We start from the raw sequence: 17653 nt of genomic DNA on the forward strand, positions 1-17653 counted from the left end.
GGGGCTCAGCCGTCCGATGCCACATCGGCAGGGGGCGATTGCACACGTTTGACTTTGGGTGGGCGCGGCTTGGGGCCAATCAATTCCTCCAGCCGCGCACCCGTCTTGCGCTCCGCCGCCAACACCACGAGCGCTGCCGCTTTGGCGTCTTCGCCCGCATCGTGGTGTGTGAATTCGAGATCAAGCGCGCGTTTGAGATGGGCCAGGCCATGGCCGCCATTGCCCTTGAATTCGGGCCACGCGCGCCGCGCGACCTGAACGGAATCGGCCCAAAGCCAGTCCGGCTCAGCCACCCCATGGGCCTCGCAGGAGGCATAGATCGCGCGGCGGTCGAAACTGCTATGCTGAAAAATCAAATGCTGCCCCAGCAACGGCGCGATCTCGGTATAGACCCGCGGAAAGTCCGGCGCTGTCTTCACCGCATGCGCATCAATCCCATGCAGACCGGTGTTGAACGGGTCAAAGGCCTGCTTCGGGTTCACCAATGTGCTGTGCACGCTCATCTCTCCCGCGAACCCGACGCAGGCTATACCGATCTGGCAGATGCTTGCGACGTTGCCGTTCGCCGTCTCCACATCCAGCGCCACAAACCGAAACGGCCCGTCTGGCAGGTCGAGCGCACCTCTTTTCGATGCGATAACCCTCCGGCCAAACAACCACGACAGCACCACGAACACCCCTCGTCTTCTGATAGCCGTGATAGAACGGCACGGGCCGGTCGGGCACAAGAGGCATCCCTCACCCCGCCCGTGCCAGTGCCACCAACCCCAAACCGGCCAAAGCCAACGTCAGCCCCGAAACAACGGTTCGTGCGATGTTGAACACCTGCCAGCGCGGTGAATAAGCGGCCCAGATCTCTCGCGCGGCGTCGACATCCTCGGGCACCTCCACCATTGCCAATGACTCGTTCATCGGCACGTTCACCGCCATGGTCAGGCCCATGCCACCCAGGAGGTACAAGATGCCCGCCGCCGCAAATGCGATTGCGGCCTCCCGTGCGCCACCCGAAAGGCAAAACGCGGCCGTGATCAGGCACACGAAAGGCGTCCCGAAAAACGCAGGCGCGAACACCGCATTGCGCACGCTGGCATTCATGCCCTGCATCGCTTCAATCGCCACACGCGGGTCGATCGCGTCCAGGCCCCACATGGTCGAACACACCCACGCATAGAAAAACCCGAAGATCGCCCCGGCCAGCAGTAGCGCGGCAAAGCCCGAAGCGAAGGCTGCTTCCCTCATGCCACTGTCCTCCGACGGCCAAACGACAGGATCCCCTCGACAATCAGCGCTGCAATCGCGGCTTGCGCGGTCAGAACGGCAAGGGCGGGTCGCAAGAGAGTTTGGTCGTCAGGCATCGGATGCCTCCTTTCGTGTTGCTTCTTCATCAGCTCACAAAGCCGTAATTTTAGTTACGGCTTGCTTCAACCCGTAACCGTAATTACTGTTACGGGTCAAGAGGGGATGCAGATGAAGTCCGACAAAAAGGAAGAACGCCGCGCCCAGATCGAGGATGCGGCCTACAGGATGCTCGGCGAAAAGGGCTATGCGGGCACGTCCATGCAAGCCATCGCGCGCGCCGCGCAAGCCTCGAACGAGACGCTGTACAATTGGTACGGCGATAAAAAGGGGTTGATGGCGGCCCTTGTGGCCCGAAATACCGAAACCGTCCGCGCGACATTGGTCGAAAACGTGGGGGGTGACGCGCTTGACCGGTTGGCGCGGATGGGTCCGATCCTGCTCGGCATGGTCCTCGGGCCCCGCGCCGTGGCGCTGAATCGCGCCGCCGCCGCCGATCCCTCGGGCGATCTGGGCCGCGCGATATCAGCAGGCGGTCGCGAGGTTGTCGGGCCTATGGTGACGGCCGTCATGGCCGGCGCGGTGAACGAGGGTAAATTGCAAGGCGAACCCGAAGACCTTACCCAGCTCTATCTCACGTTGCTGATTGGCGATCTTCAGATCCGCCGCGTCATTGGCGCGATGGAGGTCCCGACGGCGCAGGCAATCGAGGCCCGCGCCCAGGCCGCCCTGGACACAATCAAACGCGCCTCAAAAGGTTAATGAACGATTAAAGAAACCGGCTCTATATAGCGTATTCAGATACTTAACCCTTGGTTGCAACCTTGCAACCGCTGCCTCAAACTTGGCCTTCATACTCGCCACGGGCCGGATAGCCCTTCTCAATGGCGAAATCGACCGCCCCCAGAAGCTCCCGGAAATGCGGCCTGACGAAGGGCATCGTCTGTACGCTCATGTAATACAGCGTCTGGTCCGGATTGATCAGGAACAAGCCCGGCTCCGCGAACAGCGCCGGCTCTTCGATCCCGATCGAGGTCTTGCCCCGAGAGGTCGAGATATAAAGCCCCCACTCCCGCGCCTTCGCCAGCGGCAAGTCATAGCCGAACCGCAGCTGCGTCGCTCCGATCTTGTCCTTCATCGCTGCCGCGCGCTCCGCGCCATCCGACGAAATCGCCACCGACGCGATCCCCCGTTCCGCAAAGTCATCCGCCAGCTTCTCGAACTCCGCCAGATACGTCGCGCACAACGGGCAATGCAGCCCCCGGTAGAAGCACACCACCGTCCCCCGCTCGGCCGTCTCGGCGGACAAATCAAACATGCCCCCGCCCACAAGCGGGACATTCAACTCAGGCGTTTTCTGGCGCGGCATCAGCATCTGGAACTCTCCTTTTGGGTGGCGGCACGGAACCACGCTCCCGCCCTCACCGCAACGCACATACCCCCCTGCGCCGATGCACCACTTTACGCCTTTCGCGCGAACGCTTACCTCTGGGCCAAGCAGGAGATGCAGACCATGACCAAGCCGCCCCTCACGATCTACCTCGCCGCCCCGCGCGGCTTTTGCGCGGGCGTGGACCGTGCCATCAAGATCGTCGAAATGGCCCTGGCCAAATGGGGCGCCCCCGTCTACGTCCGCCACGAGATCGTGCACAACAAATACGTGGTCGATGATCTGCGCGCCAAGGGGGCCGTGTTTGTCGAAGAACTCCACGAATGCCCTGATGACCGCCCCGTCATCTTTTCCGCCCACGGCGTGCCGAAATCCGTCCCCGCCGCCGCGCAGGCGCGCGAGATGGTCTATGTCGACGCCACCTGCCCGCTGGTTTCCAAGGTCCATATCGAGGCGCAGCGTCACGCCGACAACGGGTTGCAGATGATCATGATCGGCCACAAGGGCCACCCGGAAACGGTTGGCACCATGGGCCAATTGCCGAAGGGTGACGTCCTCCTCGTCGAAACCGTCGCAGATGTCGCCACCGTTTCCGTTCGCGACCCCGCCAAGCTTGCCTTTGTCACCCAAACGACCCTTTCCGTCGACGACACCGCCGACATCGTCGCCGCCCTTCAGGCACGCTTCCCCGCCATCGTCGGCCCCCACAAGGAAGACATCTGTTACGCCACCACCAACCGGCAGGAGGCCGTGAAGGCCGCCGCCCCCAAATGCAACGCGATGCTGGTCGTGGGCGCACCGAATTCCTCCAACTCCAAACGTCTGGTCGAAGTCGCTGCCCGCGCCGGATGCGCCTATTCACAGCTGGTCCAACGCGCGACCGATATCGACTGGCGCGCACTTGAGGGGATCAAATCGCTCGGCATCACCGCCGGTGCCTCCGCCCCCGAAGTGCTCATCGAAGAAGTGATCCAGGCCTTCGAAGATCGTTTCGACGTCACCCGCGAGCTTGTGGAAACAGCCGTCGAGAACGTTGAATTCAAAGTGCCCCGCCTCCTGCGTGAACCGGCGTGAGCGAGGCGTCCTTGCACCCTTCCATCGCGGCCCTCAAGGCCATCGGCCGCCCGCTGACCGATGATGACTACGACCTCATCGTCACCGCGCAGCCCTTTGTTGAAGATTTACCCGCCGAACCAAATGCTGCCGAGATCGCCGCCCTCATTACCCTTTTTCCAGCCAACGGCGACACGGCCAATGGCCTCAACTGGCCCATCCTGCATTGCATAGAAGCCTCCGCCGACTGGCCAATCTGGGAACTGATCGGCGAGCCTTACCACGAATGGCACATGATCCTGCGCAAACGCCTCGAAAACGCTGGACACAAGCCGCCGAAGCCCTCCCTCCTTAACCGTTTCTTCGGGCGCTGAGCCTTGCCGCAAATCACCTACGTCTATTCCGCCCATTCCGCCTATGCCTATCTCGGCTCGGCCGAACTCTCCCGCATCGCCACCCGGCACAGTGCCAAGATCATTCATCGACCCATCCTCCTGTCTCCGGTGGTCGAACAGCAAGGCAGCCAGCCCTTCGCAGCCCGCACGCAAGCCCATGTCGATTACTTCTTCGGACGCGAGATCGAGCGGTGGGCCGAATACCGCGATGTCCCCATCATCCGCCACCGCCCGACCTATCACGACGCTGATTACAGCCTCGCCTCGGGTATGATCCTGGCCCTTGGCGATCACGGGTCGGCGGTCGATGACATGGCCCACCGCCTGCTGGATGCCCATTGGCGCGATGACATCGATCTGTCCGACCGCACCGCCCTTGCCCGCGTCGCCACCGAAGCTGGCCATGATCCACAGCCCCTGCTCACCCGCGCCGCCGCCCCTGACGTGCAGGCCAAGCTACACGCCAACAACGACTGGGCCAAAGCGCAGAACATCTTCGGCTCTCCCACCTATATCATCGACGGCGACCCGTTCTACGGACAGGACCACCTGCACCTCGTCGACCGCGCTCTGGAAACGCCCTTCGCCCCGACTGAATGGCACAATCCACCGGTGGGGTGACCTAAAAACCATTGCCGTCACGTGGAGCAACAGCAACACTCCCCCATGCTCGATCTCCAGACCCTCCCCGCCGACACCCTCTCCGATTTCCGCCGTGACGGCGCTGTCGCGATCCGCAATGCCTTCTCGCCCGGCTGGCTCGAACGTCTCCGCCAAGGCATCGACAAGGCCACCGCCGCGCCGCATCCCAATGTCGCGCGCCACACCAAAGATCCCGACGCGCCAGCCTATCTTGAAGGCTACTGGCTCTGGTCCGAGATCCCGGAATTCACCGATTTCGTGCACAACTCCCCCTGCGCACCGCTCGCCGCACAGCTCCTCGGTGCGCCAAGCGTCAATCTGGTCATGGACAATTGGTTCCTGCGCGAGGCGGGCTCGACCTCCCGCCCGCCGTTCCATCAAGACCTCGCCTATTTCGACTTCGAAGGCACAATGTGCGTCCTCTGGCTGCCGCTGGAACCCGTGACCCGCGACAACGGCATCGCCTTCGTCAAAGGCTCGCATCTCTGGGATAAGCTCTTCATGCGCGTCCGCTTCGCCGATGGCCACGCCAGCATGGAGCCGCAAACAGTCAACGGCAAAACCTACCACATCCCGCCCGAAATCACGCCAGAGACCCATGACCTGCTGCAATGGGATCTCGCCCTTGGCGATTGCATATTCTTCGACATGCGCACACTGCACGGTGGCCTCGCCTCGGTCACGCCGACCGAAACGGTGCGCCGCTTTACGCTGCGCATGACCGCGCCGGACGGCATGATCCGCTACCGTGGCGATTGGGCCAAGGACGAACGCGCGCAATTTGAGGCCGCTGGGTATCGCGAGGGCGACCGCATCGCGGGCGATTTCTTCCCGCAGCTCTGGCCGCGCTGAAACTCGCCGCGCGCCCATGCCCACCGCATTCGATCCGATGGAGGTCCTGTCCCTCCCGCTCATGGCCAACCTCGCCACGGTCACCCCCGATGGCGCGCCGCGCAACGCGCCGGTCTGGTTCGCATGGGAAGACGACGCGATCTGGATGCTGTCCGAGAAAACCGCCTCGTCCGCCCGTCGCATCGCCATCAATCCGCAGGTCTCCGTCGAAATCGTCCACTACGACAATGCGGTGGGGCTGCTACGCCATTTGGGCCTGCGTGGCACGGCAACGATCGAACCGATGAACCCGGCCCTGTTCCGCCGCCTCCTGCACCGCTATCTCGGCCCCGAAGAGAGCCAGAATGACTGGTTCGTCACGCAGATTGCCCGCATCGATGACCCAGATGGCCGCCTGATCCGCCTTGCGCCGGATACGATCTTCACCAATGACGTCAGCTATTTTCGCACCGGCCCGACACTCGCGACACCCCGCGGTTGAAACCGCCCTTCCCGCTCGCCCAAAAGCCTGAAAGCCTCGCCCGGTCATTCTGGCTCCGGAGATCCGTGATGCTCACCACCCAATTCCTGCTCACCGCCTTCGTGGTCGTCATAGCGCCCGGAACAGGCGTGCTCTATACTCTGGCGCTTGGCCTCGGACGTGCACGGCGCGCGGCGCTTTGGGCGGCCCTGGGCTGCACGCTTGGCATCGTGCCGCATCTCTTGGCCGCCACCCTCGGACTGTCCGCGGTCCTTCACACCTCGGCGCTGCTTTTCAACGTGGTGAAATTCGCAGGCGTCGCCTACCTGCTCTACCTTGCCTATTCGGCGCTGCGCGCTGGCGGCGCGCTCAACGTGGAGCCATCCACCAACGCCGAGCCCGGCTTTGCCATCGCGCGGCGCGGCGCACTGATCAATATCCTCAACCCGAAACTCTCGATCTTCTTCCTGTCCCTGCTGACCCCGTTCCTGTCCGGCAACCCCGCCACGGTGACACAGGAAATCGTGGCCCTGGGATCGGTCTTCATGGCAATGACCTTTGCCGTCTTCGTGCTCTATGGCCTCTTCGCCGCGCAGGCACGGACGCGCATCCTCGGCTCCGCCCGGAGCATGGACTGGCTCAACCGCTCCTTCGCGGCGATCTTCGCACTTCTCGCGGGCCGTTTGGCCCTGGAGCGCGCCTGAGCCCATCGTTATTCCCCAAATATGCCATTCCCCTGCCCGCCGCCGCCCCTTCGTCTGGCCCTTGCCCAACCTCGCCGCACGGGCCACATACACGCCATGTCACGCATCCCTTCCTCCGCCCTGTTGCTCGGCCTTGCGGGCCTGATCCCGTTCCTGTGGGGCGCGGCAAGCTCCGCATGGATCGTCACCGGCTACCTGCCCGTGCCGGATATCGTCCTGCTCTACAGCGGCGTGCCCGTTTTGCTGCATTACGGCACGATCATCCTGTGCTTCATGGCCGGCGTCATCTGGGGCTTTGCGGCAAAGGACGGCGGCCCATGGATGCCGCTCGGGCTGACCCTGTCCGTGCTGCCCGCGCTTTTGATGTTCTTCGCCTTTTCACTGCCGCCCCTGACGCAGATGTTCGCCCTGATCCTCGGCTTCATCGGCCTTCTCGCGGTCGACTGGACCTGCGCGCGCAAGGGATTGGCGCCAGAATGGTGGATGTCTTTGCGGCTGATCCTCACGTCGGTCGTTGTCTTTTGCCTCGGCATCGGGGCAGCCTTCGTCCCATGACCGACCGCAAAACCATAGATGTCTACGAAGCACAGGCGCAGCGCTACGCGGATCTGGCGCTGAGCAAGATGCAGATTGCGGCCATCGACCGGTTCCTGTCGATGCTGCCGGCGCGCGCGACGATCCTTGATGCCGGGTGCGGACCGGGGCTGCATGCGGCGATCATGGTCTCAGCCGGGCACGACGTGCATGGGATCGACCCGACCGAGGCCTTCGTGACCGACGCCCTGTCGCGCGGCGTGAATGCCCGGCTCGGCAGTTTCGACGACATTACCGGCACCGCGCTCTATGACGGCATCTACGCCAGCTTCAGCCTGCTGCATGCCCCCCGCGCCGCCCTGCCCGATCACCTCGCCGCCATGATCCGCGCCCTCAAACCCGGCGGCGCGCTCTTTATCGGGATGAAAACCGGCAGTGGCGAAGACCGCGACACGATCGGTCGCCGCTACACCTACGTCACCGAGTTCGAGATGCGGGGTCTCCTGCGCGATCTCGGGGCCCGCGTGGTCCATGTCGAGACCGGCGAAGAAGCCGGGCTTTCCGGCGAGGTCGCGCCGTTTTTCCTGATGCATGCCACATCCAACACATCCGAGGGGCCCGATGCCTGATCTTTACGCCTATACCGACGGTGCCTGCTCCGGAAACCCCGGCCCCGGCGGCTGGGGCGCATTGTTGCAGGCCAAGGACGGGGACGCGGTCCTCAAGGAACGCGAACTCAAGGGCGGTGAGCCCGAGACAACCAACAACCGCATGGAGCTTCTGGCCGCCATCCACGCGCTCGAAGCGCTGGAACGCCCCTCCGCGCTGACCGTTGTGACCGACAGCGCCTATGTGAAAAACGGGATCACCGGCTGGCTGGAGGGCTGGAAACGCAACGGCTGGCGAACCGCCTCCAAGAAACCGGTCAAGAACGTCGAGCTGTGGCAAAGGCTGGAGGGCGCCGCCGCACGCCACGATGTGACGTGGGAATGGGTCAAGGGCCATGCCGGGCACCCGGAAAACGAACGCGCCGATGAACTGGCGCGCGCCGGTATGGCCCCGTTCAAGTAACATGGGGCCGCCATGACCCTGACCCTTGGCCTCGATTACGCCTCCGCCTTCGTCTTTGCGCTGACCGGTGCGCTGGCGGCTTCGCGCGCGCAGCTTGATATCGTGGGCTTCATCTTTTTCGGCGCCCTCACCGCAGTGGGCGGCGGCACATTGCGGGATCTGCTCCTGGACCGGGATCCGGTGTTCTGGATCGCCGATCCGACGCCGCTGGGGATTGCGGCGCTGGCGGCGGTGCTGGTCTTCTTTACGGCGCATCTTCTGGAGAGCCGCTTGAAATGGATCATCTGGCTCGATGCGGCGGCGCTAGCCATTGCCGTCGCTGCCGGCGTCGCGGTGGCGCGCAGCCTGGAGGCCTCCGCGCCCGTTGTGCTTGTGATGGGGGTCGCGACCGGCACGTTCGGCGGGCTTGCCCGCGATGTGATTGCAAATGAGGTGCCTCTGGTTTTGCGCCAAGGCGAGCTTTACGTGACCGCGGCCTTTGGCGGGGCTGCCGCGACGCTCCTCGGCGTCCGCCTCCTCGCTGTTGATCCGATTTGGGCGACGGCGATTTGCGTCGTGGTGACCTTTGGGCTGAGGGCGGGGTCACTGTTGTTCGGCTGGTCCCTGCCCGTCTACAAGGCGCGCCCGCCCCGGAGCTGAAACCTACGGGCAACGGCCACAGCGTCGGCGCCGGCCTTTGTCGGGGCCTTGCCAGGTACTTTTCTAGAACCTGGGCGCTTTTTTGCCTCAAGATGACAACAGCCCCGGCAGGGTCGGGGGCGAGTCGCCTGTTTTTCGACGCGGTCGGTCATGTGGTTCCGCGAAATATTACGCCGACCACCCCTCATTCTCACACGCGCGCGACCATTCCTCACGCCCCCGTGGGGTTGGTGCAGCGTGTCGGTGGTTCTGTGCGCAGGTGCACCTAAATCTCCCGTTTCTCGCGGTTCCGTGTATCGTATTTCAGCGCCCCACCCGCCATATTCAGTTCATCGGCAGGCCACAACGGCTCGCCAACGAAACCAAATCAGGGCCGCCTCCCATATCAGGCCCTCCACACAAACTGAGTAGGACCAGTCAAATGAAAAACATCGCAATCATCGCCGCCGTCGCCGCTTCCCTCGCCGCTCCGGCCGTCGCTCAATCCGCAGCCTCCGTCGCCGCGATCCAGCACTTCAACCAGTTCGAAGACAACGCCCTGGAGCGCACCAACGTCAACGGCGTCGGCCAGCGCGTCGCCCCCGCGGGCAACCTGGGCGAGACCTTCTCCGTGCTCAACAGCGTCCAGGACACCGCCTCCGATCGGCGCGGCCTGAACGGCGCAACCGTCGTCAACGGTACCCCAGCCTACGGCGCTGACATCTTCGACCGCCTCCGCGCCGCGTCGCTCGAAGACGAGTAAGTCAGACACACGAATGAGCCTCTCAAAGGCTCTGGTCCGGGTGCCCTCCTCCAGCAATGGTGGGGGGCATTCGGCATTCTGGGATCGGCTCAGTCGAAGGTGCCGGTCACACGGCCGAGCAACATGAAGGCGCGCGCCGTGCGAGTGTCGGACAGGTCCGCGATTTCCGCATCCGATGCGTTTTTCTCGAATTCCATGAAGGTGCGGTCGAAATGGCGCAGGAAATGGTGCACGGCATCGCGGAACACCGGATCCTTGCGCATGCGCCCCGCCGCCAGAACCAGCGAGGACCGGTCATGGATGCCACCCAGCGCTGCAATCGGACGCCCGCGTTCCCCGGTCGCAAAGCGGCGCCAGACCTCGGGCCGGGACCGGTCGGGGCGCAAATCGTCCATGTAGATGCCGTCCTGCGACAGCAACGTCAGCACGTCCTGACTGGCCCGGATCAACCGCTCGGTTGCACGGTCTTCCAAGGCGCGCCTCAGGGTGCGGAAGCCTTCCTTGTCATGCTCGTTTTCGGGGAAATCCAACGCCTTGATGAAATCGGCCACGGAAATCGGCTCGACCTCGGCAGGTTGCAAAAGCGCCAGCGCGGGTTGCGGCTGCGCCGGATCATCGGACAGCGCGCTCGGCGGCACGGCCGCCCGAAGATCGGCAGGCTCGGCGGTGCGCAGCGTTGTGAAGGTGGCAAGCTGCGTCTCGGCCGCCGCCTGCTTGGCCATCAGATCATCCAGCTTCTGCGCCAGCTCGGGCTTCATCTCCATGCTCTGACGCTGCTGCTGCTCGACATACGCCGCGCGCATCGCATCGATGGAGGCCTGCAACCGCGCCGCCTCCTGCCGCAGGGCGCGCGCAGTCCGGGCGGCCATCGCGGCAACCCAGATCAGGGCAAGCGGCACAATCACGGCCAGGACAGACACCAGCGTGCCAAGCCCCGATTGCGGCGTATCATTGCCCGAGCGCCCGAACCCGATCAGAACCACCGCGAGGATCCACAGAACCGACACCGCAATCGCCACGATCTCGATCCCGGTGATCTTTGGACCCGCCTCACCCCCCGCGTACAGGCCTAGGTCCAGGGCCGTCGGAGCGGCCTGCTGCGGCGTGCGGGGCGTGTCGGTGTTGGAGGGCGGCATATGCGGCCTCAACCTGCGTTACGTTGATAAGATGATGGCGGGGGTAAGTCCCTATCATACATAGGAAATCTTGACGATCTCGTAATCCTTGGAGCCTCCGGGCGTGCGCACTTCAACGCTATCGCCCTCCTCTTTGCCGATCAAGGCGCGGGCCAGCGGGGACTTGATGTTCAGAAGCCCCTTTTCGATATCAGCCTCGGCCTCGCCCACGATCATGTAGGTCTTCTCTTCTTCGGTGTCCTCGTCGACCAGATCGACCGTGGCCCCGAACTTGATCGCACCAGACAGGGTCTTTGGATCAATGACCTGCGCAAGGCTGATCGCACCCTCCAGCTCCTTGATACGGCCTTCGATGAAGGACTGCTTCTCCTTGGCGGAATGGTATTCCGCGTTCTCCGACAAATCGCCGTGTTCGCGTGCCTCGGCAATCGCCTTGATGATGGCGGGCCGCTCAACGCTTTTGAGCTGCTTGAGTTCGGTGTTGAGGGCATCGAGGCCCTGCGGCGTCATCGGGATCTTGTCCATGGGTCGAACCTTGCGACAGAATAGCAATGAAAAGCCCGGCCAATGCATGTGCCAGCCGGGGGAGTTACGGACGTTAGGCGCGAATGCCGATGGGATCAACTGGCTTTGCGCGCGACTGCGAAAGCTTGCTCAAAAGCTGCCGGAAACACCGACGGAGACCGTGCCGCTGACGCTCACGCCGGTGGCCATGGCCGGCATCTCGGCGCGGGTCGGGCGCTCGGGTTCACCATCGGCACCGCAAGCGGCCAGCGCAAGCAGGGCCATCGCGGTCAGGATCATCGTGGCACGGGTCATCGGCTGTCCTCCTTGGGCTTGCCGCAGCCTAGCTTACCCAATCCGATCCCGCCAGCGCGCGATCTGTTCGCGGACCCGCACCGGCGCAGTGCCGCCATAAGAGGTCCGCGACGCGACGGAATTGTGCACCCCCAGAACCGCGAACACATCCTTGGTGATCGCACCATGGACGCCCTGCATGTCGGCAAGGCTCAGGTCCGGCAGGTCGCAGCCCCTGTCCTCGGCCAGTTTCACAAGGCTGCCCGTTACATGATGGGCATCGCGGAACGGCATATCAAGCGCCCGGACCAGCCAATCGGCAAGGTCCGTCGCGGTTGAAAAGCCGCTGGCGGCGGCGGCTTCCAGCTCGGGCACGCGGGCCTGCATATCGCCCACCATCCCTTCCATTGCGGCCAGCGCCAGCATCAGGTTGTCGGCCGCATCGAAGACCTGCTCCTTGTCCTCCTGCATATCCTTTGAATAGGCCAACGGCAGGCCCTTCATTATTGTCATCAACGCGACATTCGCCCCGAAAATCCGCCCGATCTTGGCGCGGATCAACTCCGCCGCATCGGGGTTCTTCTTCTGCGGCATGATCGACGAGCCCGTCGAAAACCGGTCCGACAACGCCACGAACCGGAACTGCGCACTGGACCAGATCACCAATTCCTCCGCCAACCGCGACAGATGCATCGCGCAGATCGACGCCGCGGAGAGGAACTCCAACGCGAAATCCCGATCACTCACCGCATCCAGCGAATTGGCGCAGGGCCGGTCGAACCCAAGCGCCTGCGCGGTCATCTCCCGATCAATCGGAAAACTCGTCCCCGCCAGCGCGGCCGCCCCCAAAGGCGCCTCGTTCATCCGCACCCGCGCATCATGAAACCGGCTCGCATCGCGGCCGAACATCTCGACATAGGCCATCATGTGATGGCCCCAGGTCACCGGCTGCGCGGTCTGCAAATGCGTGAACCCCGGCATCACCCAATCGGCCCCTGCTTCCGCCTGTCCCAACAACGCGCGCTGCAACGCCTCAAGCCCCGCAATCGCGGCATCCATCTGATCGCGCACCCACAGACGGAAATCGGTCGCCACCTGATCATTGCGCGACCGGCCCGTGTGCAAACGCCCTGCCGGCTCGCCAATCACCTTCTTCAGACGCGCCTCGACATTCATGTGTATGTCCTCCAACGCTGCGGAAAATGCGAAATCTCCCGCCTCGATCTCTGACAACACCGTGAGAAGGCCTTCCCGGATCGCCTCCGCATCGCTATCCCTGAGGATGCCTGTCGCGGCCAACATCGCCGCATGGGCGCGGGACCCTTCGATATCCTGCCGCGCCATTCGCTGGTCGAAACTGATCGAGGCATTGATCGCCTCCATGATCGCATCCGGCCCGGCGGCAAAACGTCCGCCCCACATGGCGTTCGCGGTGCTGGCTTGATCGTCCTTGGGACCCGTATTGGTCATGTGCATCTGCCTTGCTGCGTAAATAAAGGGAACCCGATGGTCCGCAAACTCCTGATCACCGCCGCTTACCTCGCCCTTGGCCTCGGTGCAAATACCACCGCCGCGCAAGACCTCGATGGGCTGCTGACCGGCGAAATGCGCGGCCTGGTGGTCCATGGCACGCCTGTGGCGGCCTCCGACTTGCCGTTCCTCGCCGACGCCGACACCGAAGCGACCCTCGCGGATTACGCAGGCCAACATGTCGTGCTGAACTTCTGGGCCACCTGGTGCGCCCCCTGCCGCGAAGAAATGCCATCGCTGCAAGCCCTGCAACATCAACTCGGCGGCGACGAATTTCAGGTCGTCACACTCGCCACCGGCCGCAACCCGCCGCAAGCCATTCAGCGCTTCTTTGACGAGGAAGGCATCACCGACCTCCCGCAATACCGCGACATCAACCAGCAGATCGCGCGCGAAATGGGCGTGTTCGGCCTGCCGATCACCGTGATCCTCGACCCGTCGGGCCAGGAAATCGCCCGTCTGCGCGGCGACGCCCATTGGGACAGTCCAGAAGCCATCGCCATCATCGAAACGCTCATCGACGGCGGAAGCTGAACCAACCTGAACCGCCGCTCTTTGTTCCCAATGGACGCCAGGGGGCCAGAGCGCAGCGCCCCCCAAGACGGGACGGCGGGAGGGGCGACGTGCGGCCAGGCCGCACAAGTGTTTCCAGTGGCCACTCCCCCTATCGCGCCAGCCGCGCCACCTCTTCGTGGCGAAAACACCCCACCAGATGGTCGTTCACCACACCCGTCGCCTCCAACCAGGCATAAACAATTGTCGGGCCGCAAAACCGGAACCCCGCCTTCTTCATGTCCTTCGACATTTGCTCCGACAGCGCTGTTTTCGGCGGCACCTGCTCAAGCGTGCGATAGGTGTTCCGCAACGGTTTGCCGTCGAAATAATCCCAGATGAATGCTTCGAACCCGCCCCGTGCCTCCATCTCCTGCCACGCGCGCGCGTTGCCGATGGTGGCCTCGATCTTGCCGCGATGGCGCACGATTCCCGCGTCGCCCAGAAGCCGCTCCACATCCCGTTCGCCCCAGGTCGCGATCACGTCGGGATCAAACCCCTCGAACGCCGCGCGAAACGCTTCCCGCTTGCGCAGGATCGTGATCCACGCGAGCCCGGCCTGAAACCCATCCAGGATAAGCTTCTCCCACAACGCCCGGCTGTTATATTCCGGCACGCCCCATTCGGTGTCGTGGTAGGCAACATAATCTGGCGCCGTCCCGCACCAGCCACAGCGCCCCTTGGCGGTTTCGTCCATGTCCCATTTCCCCCGGATTTTCTACGAATGTCGAATTTCATTCTTCCTTAATGGCTGACACGTCAAATCGCCAAAACGATCGTGAGATTCTTTTCGGAGTGGGATGATGCCCAACACCAGAGCTGAGCCTGTGGAACCCGGTACGGAAAGTCCGCTGGACGCCGCCATCTCACAACGTGACCGCGGCACGCTTGCCATGGTCGAGCAGGCCATCGCGCGCGGCGACACGCGGCTGGCCTATCAACCCGTTATGCGCTCCGACGGCAAGGGCATCGCCTTCTTCGAAGGTCTGATCCGCGTGCTCGACGAAACCGGCCGGGTGATCCCCGCCCGCGATTTCATGGGCGCTGTCGAGGATACTGATATCGGTCGGCAGATCGATTGCTCCGCGCTAAAGATCGGGCTCGAAGCGCTGAAGGCCAACCCGACCCTGCGCCTGTCGATCAACATGTCCGCCCGCTCCGTCGGATACCCCCGCTGGATGCAGACGCTGCGCGGCTACCTGCGGGACTATCCCACCGTGGTCGAACGGCTGATCCTCGAGATCACCGAAAGCTCCGTGATGATGATGCCCGAGATCGTGGCCATCTTCATGGAAGATCTACAGGACAAGGGCATCACCTTCGCGCTCGATGATTTTGGCGCGGGCTACACCGCCTTCCGCTATTTCAAGACCTTCTATTTCGACATTCTCAAGATCGACGGCCAGTTCTCCCGCAACGTGGCCAGTGATCCCGACAATCAGGTACTGACCGAAGCGCTGATTTCGCTCGCCCGACATTTCGACATGCTGGTGGTTTCGGAATCGGTGGAAAATGCCGCCGATGCCGCCTGGCTCGCCCGCGCCGGGGCCGAATGCCTGCAAGGCTACTACTACGGCGCGCCTAGCATGCGATTGCCCGAACTTGGCGGCTCGGTCATGGCCAAATCCGCCTGAGCGCCCACGCGCTCGGCGGCTCATGTGAGAACCGATCCCACCAGAACGCGGCGCAAGCGACCCTACGTAAAGCTCTGCTGTCCGTGCATAACGGCCCTTATATTCTTGCCTGAGACACCGTGTCCGGTGCCCATCGCGCAAATGCGCCCTTATGACCCAGCCCAACAAATGCATGCGGTCGGGAACCAACTTTTCCTCCCGACCCGGACAGGAAAGGACACCTCCCCATGACCAATGTCGTCATCGCCTCCGCCGCCCGGACCCCGGTCGGCAGCTTCCTCGGCTCCTTCGCCAACACTCCCGCACACGACCTCGGCAAGACCGTAATCGAAGCGGTTGTCGAACGCGCCGGTGTCGACAAGGCCGAGGTGTCCGAGACCATTCTTGGACAAGTTCTGACCGCCGCCCAAGGCCAGAACCCCGCCCGTCAGGCCCATATCAACGCAGGTCTCCCGCAAGAGGCCGCCGCCTGGGGCATCAATCAGGTCTGCGGCTCCGGCCTGCGCGCCGTCGCCCTTGGCGCTCAGCACATTCAACTTGGCGATGCCGCCATCGTTGTTGCGGGTGGACAGGAAAACATGTCCATGTCCCCCCATGCCGCCACTCTGCGCCAAGGGCAGAAGATGGGCGACATGAAATACATCGACACGATGATCCGCGATGGCCTGTGGGACGCTTTCAATGGCTACCACATGGGCCAGACCGCCGAAAACGTCGCCGAGAAATGGCAGATCTCCCGCGATCAGCAGGATGAATTCGCCGTCGCTTCGCAAAACAAGGCCGAAGCCGCCCAGAAAGCAGGCCGGTTCGCCGATGAAATCACGTCCGTGATCGTGCCCAACCGCAAGGGCGACATCACCGTCGATCAGGATGAATACATCCGCCACGGCGCCACGATGGAAGCCATGCAGAAACTGCGCCCCGCCTTCACCAAAGAAGGCTCCGTCACCGCCGCCAATGCCTCCGGCCTCAACGATGGCGCCGCCGCGACCCTGCTGATGTCCGCCGACGACGCTGAAAAGCGCGGCATGCAACCGCTGGCCCGCATCGCCTCCTACGCCACCGCAGGCCTCGACCCGTCGATCATGGGCGTCGGCCCAATCTACGCTTCTCGCAAAGCGTTGGAAAAAGCGGGCTGGACGGTCGATGACCTCGACCTCGTGGAAGCCAATGAGGCCTTCGCCGCCCAGGCCTGCGCCGTGAACAAGGACATGGGCTGGGATCCCGCCATCGTGAACGTCAACGGCGGCGCCATCGCCATCGGCCACCCCATCGGCGCCTCGGGCTGTCGGGTCCTGAACACGCTGCTCTTTGAAATGCAGCGTCGCGACGCCAAAAAAGGCCTCGCTACCCTCTGCATCGGTGGCGGCATGGGCGTTGCCCTCTGCGTCGAACGCGACTAATTCACCCATAACATCCTTGGCCGTGCGCAATAATCTTGCGCACGGCCTTTTCATTGAATAATAAACTTACGACACCTCAGAAGGAGAGACAAACATGGGACGAGTTGCACTGGTCACCGGCGGCAGCCGCGGCATCGGCGAAGCGATTTCGAAGGCCCTGCAGGCCGATGGCTACACGGTCGCCGCAACCTACGCCGGCAACGATGAAGCCGCCGCGAAATTCACCGCCGAGACCGGCATCAAGACCTACAAGTGGAACGTTGCCGATTACGACAGCTCAAAGGCAGGCATCGAACAGGTCGAAGCCGATCTCGGCCCGATCGAGGTCGTCGTCGCCAACGCCGGGATCACACGCGATGCACCGTTCCACAAGATGACCCCCGAGCAGTGGCATCAGGTGATCGACACCAACCTAACTGGTGTGTTCAACACCGTGCACCCGATCTGGCCCGGCATGCGCGAGCGCAAGTTCGGCCGCGTCATCGTGATTTCTTCGATCAACGGCCAGAAGGGGCAATTCGCCCAGACCAACTACGCCGCAACGAAGGCCGGTGACCTCGGCATCGTCAAATCCCTGGCCCAGGAAGGCGCGCGCGCCGGAATCACTGCCAACGCGATTTGCCCCGGCTACATTGCCACCGAAATGGTTATGGCCGTGCCGGAAAAGGTACGCGAATCGATCATCGGTCAGATCCCCGCAGGCCGCCTGGGCGAGCCCGAGGAAATCGCGCGCTGCGTCTGCTTCCTGGCCTCCGATGACAGCGGCTTCATCAACGGCTCGACGATCTCGGCCAACGGCGCGCAGTTCTTCGTCTGACCCAG

General features: G+C 63.3%; 24 protein-coding genes. 16 read left to right on the forward strand and 8 right to left on the reverse strand.

The window, feature by feature from the left end; translation table 11 throughout:
- Positions 1-5: 5 nt before the first annotated feature.
- Complete coding sequence (locus V8J83_RS15815; RefSeq protein WP_339987399.1) at positions 6-668, reverse strand: 3'-5' exonuclease; 663 nt, start codon at positions 666-668, stop codon at positions 6-8.
- Between the two features lie 70 nt (positions 669-738).
- Entirely contained in the window at positions 739-1239 is a 501-nt protein-coding gene (locus V8J83_RS15820; RefSeq protein WP_339987400.1) for an anthrone oxygenase family protein, read from the reverse strand.
- 228 nt (positions 1240-1467) lie between these two features.
- Between V8J83_RS15820 and V8J83_RS15825 the strand changes: the two genes are divergently transcribed.
- Complete coding sequence (locus V8J83_RS15825) at positions 1468-2058, forward strand: TetR/AcrR family transcriptional regulator (protein ID WP_339987401.1); 591 nt, start codon at positions 1468-1470, stop codon at positions 2056-2058.
- A 76-nt stretch (positions 2059-2134) separates the two neighbouring features.
- Here V8J83_RS15825 and V8J83_RS15830 read toward each other — a convergent pair whose 3' ends face one another.
- Positions 2135-2671, reverse strand: coding sequence for a peroxiredoxin-like family protein (locus tag V8J83_RS15830; RefSeq protein WP_339987402.1), 537 nt, complete (start codon positions 2669-2671; stop codon positions 2135-2137).
- A 138-nt stretch (positions 2672-2809) separates the two neighbouring features.
- On the opposite strand from V8J83_RS15830, the gene ispH reads away from it, so the two are divergent.
- From ispH to V8J83_RS15885, 11 genes are all read left to right on the forward strand, one after another.
- Positions 2810-3760, forward strand: coding sequence for a 4-hydroxy-3-methylbut-2-enyl diphosphate reductase (gene ispH / locus V8J83_RS15835; RefSeq protein WP_339987403.1), 951 nt, complete (start codon positions 2810-2812; stop codon positions 3758-3760).
- Positions 3757-4113 (forward strand): hypothetical protein, encoded by a 357-nt coding sequence (locus V8J83_RS15840; protein WP_339987404.1) that lies wholly within the window; start codon positions 3757-3759, stop codon positions 4111-4113. Before ispH ends, V8J83_RS15840 begins: the two co-directional genes overlap by 4 nt.
- A 3-nt stretch (positions 4114-4116) precedes the next feature.
- Positions 4117-4755, forward strand: a complete 639-nt coding sequence (locus V8J83_RS15845) for a 2-hydroxychromene-2-carboxylate isomerase (protein ID WP_339987405.1) — start codon at positions 4117-4119, stop codon at positions 4753-4755.
- Between the two features lie 45 nt (positions 4756-4800).
- Entirely contained in the window at positions 4801-5628 is an 828-nt protein-coding gene (locus tag V8J83_RS15850) for a phytanoyl-CoA dioxygenase family protein (RefSeq protein WP_339987406.1), read from the forward strand.
- Positions 5629-5644: 16 nt separating this feature from the next.
- Positions 5645-6109, forward strand: a complete 465-nt coding sequence (locus V8J83_RS15855; RefSeq protein WP_339987407.1) for a pyridoxamine 5'-phosphate oxidase family protein — start codon at positions 5645-5647, stop codon at positions 6107-6109.
- Between the two features lie 68 nt (positions 6110-6177).
- Positions 6178-6792: a LysE family translocator gene (locus tag V8J83_RS15860; protein ID WP_339987408.1), complete on the forward strand. Its 615-nt coding sequence runs from the start codon at positions 6178-6180 to the stop codon at positions 6790-6792.
- A gap of 96 nt (positions 6793-6888) precedes the next feature.
- Positions 6889-7347: a DUF3429 domain-containing protein gene (locus V8J83_RS15865; protein WP_339987409.1), complete on the forward strand. Its 459-nt coding sequence runs from the start codon at positions 6889-6891 to the stop codon at positions 7345-7347.
- Positions 7344-7955 (forward strand): class I SAM-dependent methyltransferase, encoded by a 612-nt coding sequence (locus V8J83_RS15870; RefSeq protein WP_339987410.1) that lies wholly within the window; start codon positions 7344-7346, stop codon positions 7953-7955. Before V8J83_RS15865 ends, V8J83_RS15870 begins: the two co-directional genes overlap by 4 nt.
- Positions 7948-8397 (forward strand): ribonuclease HI, encoded by a 450-nt coding sequence (rnhA, locus tag V8J83_RS15875; protein WP_339987411.1) that lies wholly within the window; start codon positions 7948-7950, stop codon positions 8395-8397. The genes V8J83_RS15870 and rnhA overlap by 8 nt, the downstream gene beginning before the upstream one ends.
- 12 nt (positions 8398-8409) lie before the next feature.
- Positions 8410-9036 carry a trimeric intracellular cation channel family protein gene (locus V8J83_RS15880; protein WP_339987412.1) on the forward strand — a complete coding sequence of 209 codons (627 nt, stop codon included), beginning with the start codon at positions 8410-8412 and terminating at the stop codon, positions 9034-9036.
- Positions 9037-9457: 421 nt separating this feature from the next.
- The gene (locus V8J83_RS15885; protein ID WP_339986396.1) at positions 9458-9778 is read left to right on the forward strand and encodes a hypothetical protein; all 321 of its coding nucleotides are present in this window, start codon (positions 9458-9460) and stop codon (positions 9776-9778) included.
- 89 nt (positions 9779-9867) lie between these two features.
- Here the strand turns inward: V8J83_RS15885 and V8J83_RS15890 are convergent, their stop codons facing one another.
- From V8J83_RS15890 to argH, 4 genes are all read right to left on the reverse strand, one after another.
- Positions 9868-10914 (reverse strand): hypothetical protein, encoded by a 1047-nt coding sequence (locus V8J83_RS15890; protein WP_339987413.1) that lies wholly within the window; start codon positions 10912-10914, stop codon positions 9868-9870.
- Between the two features lie 54 nt (positions 10915-10968).
- On the reverse strand, positions 10969-11439 hold the full coding sequence (gene greA / locus V8J83_RS15895) for a transcription elongation factor GreA (RefSeq protein WP_339987414.1): 471 nt from the start codon (positions 11437-11439) through the stop codon (positions 10969-10971).
- A gap of 129 nt (positions 11440-11568) precedes the next feature.
- Positions 11569-11733, reverse strand: a complete 165-nt coding sequence (locus V8J83_RS15900) for a hypothetical protein (protein ID WP_339987415.1) — start codon at positions 11731-11733, stop codon at positions 11569-11571.
- 33 nt (positions 11734-11766) lie between these two features.
- On the reverse strand, positions 11767-13182 hold the full coding sequence (gene argH, locus V8J83_RS15905) for an argininosuccinate lyase (RefSeq protein WP_339987416.1): 1416 nt from the start codon (positions 13180-13182) through the stop codon (positions 11767-11769).
- Positions 13183-13218: 36 nt separating this feature from the next.
- Here argH and V8J83_RS15910 point away from each other — a divergent pair, with 36 nt between their 5' ends.
- A complete protein-coding gene (locus tag V8J83_RS15910; protein ID WP_339987417.1) occupies positions 13219-13776 on the forward strand; it encodes a TlpA family protein disulfide reductase in 558 nt (185 codons plus the stop codon).
- 130 nt (positions 13777-13906) lie between these two features.
- Here the strand turns inward: V8J83_RS15910 and V8J83_RS15915 are convergent, their stop codons facing one another.
- Complete coding sequence (locus V8J83_RS15915; RefSeq protein WP_339987418.1) at positions 13907-14491, reverse strand: DNA-3-methyladenine glycosylase I; 585 nt, start codon at positions 14489-14491, stop codon at positions 13907-13909.
- A 103-nt stretch (positions 14492-14594) separates the two neighbouring features.
- Between V8J83_RS15915 and V8J83_RS15920 the strand changes: the two genes are divergently transcribed.
- The 3 genes from V8J83_RS15920 to phbB all read left to right on the forward strand — a co-directional run bounded on the left by V8J83_RS15920 (position 14595) and on the right by phbB (position 17648).
- The gene (locus tag V8J83_RS15920) at positions 14595-15428 is read left to right on the forward strand and encodes an EAL domain-containing protein (protein WP_439649794.1); all 834 of its coding nucleotides are present in this window, start codon (positions 14595-14597) and stop codon (positions 15426-15428) included.
- Between the two features lie 227 nt (positions 15429-15655).
- The gene (locus V8J83_RS15925) at positions 15656-16831 is read left to right on the forward strand and encodes an acetyl-CoA C-acetyltransferase (protein WP_339987420.1); all 1176 of its coding nucleotides are present in this window, start codon (positions 15656-15658) and stop codon (positions 16829-16831) included.
- A 94-nt stretch (positions 16832-16925) separates the two neighbouring features.
- Positions 16926-17648, forward strand: coding sequence for an acetoacetyl-CoA reductase (gene phbB, locus V8J83_RS15930; RefSeq protein ID WP_339987421.1), 723 nt, complete (start codon positions 16926-16928; stop codon positions 17646-17648).
- Positions 17649-17653 lie beyond the last annotated feature (5 nt).

It is taken from the genome of Gymnodinialimonas ulvae, assembly GCF_037543845.1.
Lineage (GTDB): Bacteria > Pseudomonadota > Alphaproteobacteria > Rhodobacterales > Rhodobacteraceae > Gymnodinialimonas > Gymnodinialimonas ulvae.

What these genes read in the sequence shown, in the direction of transcription:
- V8J83_RS15850 (WP_339987406.1), top strand. Translation starts at nt 4,801, where the DNA reads ATGCTCGATCTCCAGACCCTCCCCGCCGACACCCTCTCCGATTTCCGC.
- phbB (WP_339987421.1), top strand. Translation starts at nt 16,926, where the DNA reads ATGGGACGAGTTGCACTGGTCACCGGCGGCAGCCGCGGCATCGGCGAA.
- V8J83_RS15870 (WP_339987410.1), top strand. Translation starts at nt 7,344, where the DNA reads ATGACCGACCGCAAAACCATAGATGTCTACGAAGCACAGGCGCAGCGC.
- ispH (WP_339987403.1), top strand. Translation starts at nt 2,810, where the DNA reads ATGACCAAGCCGCCCCTCACGATCTACCTCGCCGCCCCGCGCGGCTTT.
- argH (WP_339987416.1), bottom strand. Translation starts at nt 13,182, where the DNA reads ATGACCAATACGGGTCCCAAGGACGATCAAGCCAGCACCGCGAACGCC.
- V8J83_RS15885 (WP_339986396.1), top strand. Translation starts at nt 9,458, where the DNA reads ATGAAAAACATCGCAATCATCGCCGCCGTCGCCGCTTCCCTCGCCGCT.
- V8J83_RS15825 (WP_339987401.1), top strand. Translation starts at nt 1,468, where the DNA reads ATGAAGTCCGACAAAAAGGAAGAACGCCGCGCCCAGATCGAGGATGCG.
- V8J83_RS15900 (WP_339987415.1), bottom strand. Translation starts at nt 11,733, where the DNA reads ATGACCCGTGCCACGATGATCCTGACCGCGATGGCCCTGCTTGCGCTG.
- V8J83_RS15880 (WP_339987412.1), top strand. Translation starts at nt 8,410, where the DNA reads ATGACCCTGACCCTTGGCCTCGATTACGCCTCCGCCTTCGTCTTTGCG.
- V8J83_RS15855 (WP_339987407.1), top strand. Translation starts at nt 5,645, where the DNA reads ATGCCCACCGCATTCGATCCGATGGAGGTCCTGTCCCTCCCGCTCATG.
- V8J83_RS15860 (WP_339987408.1), top strand. Translation starts at nt 6,178, where the DNA reads ATGCTCACCACCCAATTCCTGCTCACCGCCTTCGTGGTCGTCATAGCG.
- V8J83_RS15910 (WP_339987417.1), top strand. Translation starts at nt 13,219, where the DNA reads ATGGTCCGCAAACTCCTGATCACCGCCGCTTACCTCGCCCTTGGCCTC.
- V8J83_RS15830 (WP_339987402.1), bottom strand. Translation starts at nt 2,671, where the DNA reads ATGCTGATGCCGCGCCAGAAAACGCCTGAGTTGAATGTCCCGCTTGTG.
- greA (WP_339987414.1), bottom strand. Translation starts at nt 11,439, where the DNA reads ATGGACAAGATCCCGATGACGCCGCAGGGCCTCGATGCCCTCAACACC.
- V8J83_RS15920 (WP_439649794.1), top strand. Translation starts at nt 14,595, where the DNA reads ATGATGCCCAACACCAGAGCTGAGCCTGTGGAACCCGGTACGGAAAGT.
- V8J83_RS15890 (WP_339987413.1), bottom strand. Translation starts at nt 10,914, where the DNA reads ATGCCGCCCTCCAACACCGACACGCCCCGCACGCCGCAGCAGGCCGCT.
- rnhA (WP_339987411.1), top strand. Translation starts at nt 7,948, where the DNA reads ATGCCTGATCTTTACGCCTATACCGACGGTGCCTGCTCCGGAAACCCC.
- V8J83_RS15925 (WP_339987420.1), top strand. Translation starts at nt 15,656, where the DNA reads ATGACCAATGTCGTCATCGCCTCCGCCGCCCGGACCCCGGTCGGCAGC.
- V8J83_RS15865 (WP_339987409.1), top strand. Translation starts at nt 6,889, where the DNA reads ATGTCACGCATCCCTTCCTCCGCCCTGTTGCTCGGCCTTGCGGGCCTG.
- V8J83_RS15915 (WP_339987418.1), bottom strand. Translation starts at nt 14,491, where the DNA reads ATGGACGAAACCGCCAAGGGGCGCTGTGGCTGGTGCGGGACGGCGCCA.
- V8J83_RS15820 (WP_339987400.1), bottom strand. Translation starts at nt 1,239, where the DNA reads ATGAGGGAAGCAGCCTTCGCTTCGGGCTTTGCCGCGCTACTGCTGGCC.